Raw genomic sequence first — 3,474 nt, forward strand, 5'->3', positions numbered from 1 at the left:
AAAATTAGTAATGTATAAATGCTTTTATTGAGTTTCATTGAGTTTCATTGAGTTTCGTAGTGGTATTAGGTACAACGTTTAATATAACAAACGTTGCTGACCTAAAGGGCAGTTATGTTTTGTTATATAGTGTTATGCTCTTTTATTTTTCTATTATTTCTTCTTTATTAGTCAATATATAAGCACTCGGTATTTCCATTTCATCAAAATGACGATTTAATAGTTCATTTTCTCTATCCTCAACGAGCCAGTAAACGACTTTCATTCTATCGATTAACTTTTTAAAGCATTCGTGAAATGTAGATCCCATTCCATCCAAATTCCTAAGATCTAATATTAACAAATCATTGGATTTTAAAGTTTTAAAGAATTCGGTTAATTGGTCTTTTTCATAAATACTTAAACTTCCAAATAATCTTATTGTCAGTGGATTTTCATTTGTGATTTTCCATTGTTTTCCAATTCCAAAATAACCTTGAATTAATTCAAGATGGTTTAAAATAGGACCACTTGTAAAACAATCGTTTAAGATTGAAAATAGGTTTTTAATAATTTCGAATTCTCTAGTTTCAATATCAGGTGAACGAAATTCTATTATTCTTGATTTAGAGTCTGATTGGCTAAGACTACATTCAATTCCTATTCCGTCAAGAATTGCTCTTTTATCAATTTGAGGTTTTTCAAATATTTGAATAATCAATTCTTCTATTTGGAGCTTTTTGGAAATATTCTCATCGAGAATATTATTTTTTTCCGAATAACGTTCTTTTTCAGCCTCTTCATTAAAAGACTTTAATTTTTTTAATTCAAGATATTCTGCTGTTGTTAATTTGTCTTTTTTATCAAGCCCATTCAGGTCTTTAAGCCTAGGATGAATTTCATATTCAATATCATTCTCGTCCAATATAATTGAAGAAAATTTATGAAATGACGGTTTCAGCTTAATTTTTATCATTGAAGTTATTCAGTTTTTGAAGTATTGAGCATAACGTTTTATATATGTGTCGTAGCAGAGCAAAATGTTACCCTGCTTTATGTTTTTTCTTGCGCATTGGTTGCTAACTTTTACTTTCTGCAAGCATTGCGCCTTACCAAATATACACGAACCATTCGATTAATCACTTAGCTGCTATGGCACATATATCTTGTTATCGTGCGTTTATTTTTTTCAGTCACTAACCTTACTAGACTAACGAAGCAAGGTGATATTACTTGCGTTATTACTCCGTTAATTTTATTTTTTCCTTCTCGCGATCACCTTGCAATCATTGGATTAGTAACAGACCTTACTAAATGAACCTGAACTTTTTTTCGTCAGAAGCTGATCAGCCCAAAAAGCGATTTTTTAGCACGTTATTACTCCGTAATCCTCCTCAATTTTGGTTTCTTTTATCGCTTTTTCCTCGATTAGACACTAACCATCACAAACTTACTCAAGTCACGGTGTGGTTAACCGTCCGTTGCTTTCGTTTTGCTTTTCAGATTTCTAAAATGCACGGATAACGTTTAATATATGTGTCGTAGCAGGGCAAAATGTTACCTTGCTTTTCGATCTTTTTGAGCATTGATTGCTAACTTTTCGATTCTGCAAGCATTGCGCCTTACCAAATATACACTAACCTTTCGATTCTTCATCTAGCTGCTATGACATATATATAGTGTTGTGCATAGTTAATTTTTCCAAATTCCAAATTCGTGTCTGATAATATTTAATATCTCACACATATAAATCAATTCATCAATTTCGGGGTAGTGTTTTAAATAACCGTCTGGATTAGAATATTCAAACTCATTGTTTTTACCCCAACCTGTCACTTGAATTTTAAAACCTTCTCCATCCAGAATAGCAATTTTTTTCTGTGAAAATTCATATTCTTCTATTTTTTTTCCGCGAAAATTGCGTTCAACCTTTTCAATATTTCCGTGAGTAACTAACTTCCAATTAATTTCAGATTCATTTGGTAAATCCAAAATATGACTCCGCGTAAGATTTTGAAAAACGAATTCCATATCATTTTTCGATTTTAGAGTTTGCTTTTCAGTCCGAAGCTCTACTTGCCCAACAACTATTGCGTAATGTTCGTGAAATTCCGCTGTCCATTTTTCTGATTTATCCTTAAACATTCTTAAGAGGGAAGAGTAATTAGTTATTCCTCCACCTTGATAAATTCTAACTTCAGTTTCATAAGTTAGAGAGTCGGTTAAATTAAGATCAGAATTAATTTCTGAAAGATTTTGAGAATAAAAATTAAGACTTAATAATGGGATCAAAAATAAAATTATGTTTTTCATCGATTGAATTAGTTTACTCGAAACTAAGTTTATTAGGTCAATTGTGTAAATTAGAATGAGTAAATTATTCTTTTGAGTTAGTCAACTATTATTTTTTTACAATTATGCACAACGGTCGGTGTATGTGCCTGTAGCCTGCCGATAGGCGGCTATGGCATATACACAATGTTGCCAGTAGTCTTTTATTCTGTTATTATTTGTTCATTTATTTTTTTTACAATTGATGAGTCAACGATTACCTTACTTTTTACTTTTATTTCACGATATGAAATCAATTCATATCCATTTTCTCGGTTATAAGATTCATATTCCTCAATTTTCTCAACAATTCCATTTTTGCCATAATAGTATTTAGTCTTTTCTTCCAGTCCATCTTTGGTTAATTGCAATTCTTCGATTTCAATCAAACGACCAAGATTGTCATAAGTTCTAATTTCTTTTTTTGAGTAATCTTTTCCGTCATCATAATATGTCTGGAATAGGCCAATTCTTTGACTGTCAGAATAAAAATAATTCGTTTCCCAATTCAGTTTTCCATTATAAATCTGCTGTAACTTTAAAAGATTTCTCTTTTCATTGTATTCTCTTTTGTAATAGTAAGTTGAATCAAAGAATACGCCTTGATATTCACCATTCTTATTATACCAATAGTCGGTTTGAGTGCAAATCGTATCGGATTTAATTTCATACATTTTTTCCGAAATAATCTTTGATTTTGTGCTATCTAAATCATATTTTTTATAAAACTGATATGATAGATTTTTATCGTAATCCGTTTCCCAAATGTCAACTTTAGTTTTCAAACCATTTGAATCGTAACTATAAATATTGATTTGGTTTAAAAGTCTCAAGTCAGTATTGTGATGTTTTCCAAAACTTATTAATTTAAGCAAAATTCCATTTGAATCGAAAAACATTTTTGAAAAGGGTCGATTTTTTCGGTTCGTTTTCTTTTTGGTCAATTCGTAATTTGAATTTCTTTTGAAGTTATGTCCAACTAATTCAACCTCAATTTCTCCAACTTTTTCAGTCGGTTTTTGTCCGAATAAATTCAAACTCAAAAAGATTGATATTAGAAAAAATGTTTGTTTCATCAAATTACTGGCAACGTTTCTTGTATGGTGTCGTAGTATCCCGTAGGGTGCTATGCACTATACAAATTGTTAGCATTAGTTTTTTATT

General features: G+C 30.5%; 3 protein-coding genes. All 3 read right to left on the reverse strand.

Features of this window, described 5'->3' with window-relative positions:
- Positions 1 to 142 precede the first annotated feature (142 nt).
- A complete protein-coding gene (locus Q1A73_RS24300; RefSeq protein WP_299611361.1) occupies positions 143 to 955 on the reverse strand; it encodes a hypothetical protein in 813 nt (270 codons plus the stop codon).
- Between the two features lie 716 nt (positions 956 to 1,671).
- On the reverse strand, positions 1,672 to 2,292 hold the full coding sequence (locus Q1A73_RS24305) for a hypothetical protein (RefSeq protein ID WP_299611364.1): 621 nt from the start codon (positions 2,290 to 2,292) through the stop codon (positions 1,672 to 1,674).
- 182 nt (positions 2,293 to 2,474) lie between these two features.
- Complete coding sequence (locus Q1A73_RS24310; protein ID WP_299611367.1) at positions 2,475 to 3,347, reverse strand: hypothetical protein; 873 nt, start codon at positions 3,345 to 3,347, stop codon at positions 2,475 to 2,477.
- Positions 3,348 to 3,474: the final 127 nt, after the last annotated feature.

This window comes from uncultured Aquimarina sp., assembly GCF_947492115.1.
Classification (GTDB): domain Bacteria; phylum Bacteroidota; class Bacteroidia; order Flavobacteriales; family Flavobacteriaceae; genus Aquimarina.

Bases quoted from the DNA above. Each gene is read 5' to 3' on its own strand.
- Q1A73_RS24300 (WP_299611361.1), bottom strand. From the start codon at position 955: ATGATAAAAATTAAGCTGAAACCGTCATTTCATAAATTTTCTTCAATT.
- Q1A73_RS24305 (WP_299611364.1), bottom strand. From the start codon at position 2,292: ATGAAAAACATAATTTTATTTTTGATCCCATTATTAAGTCTTAATTTT.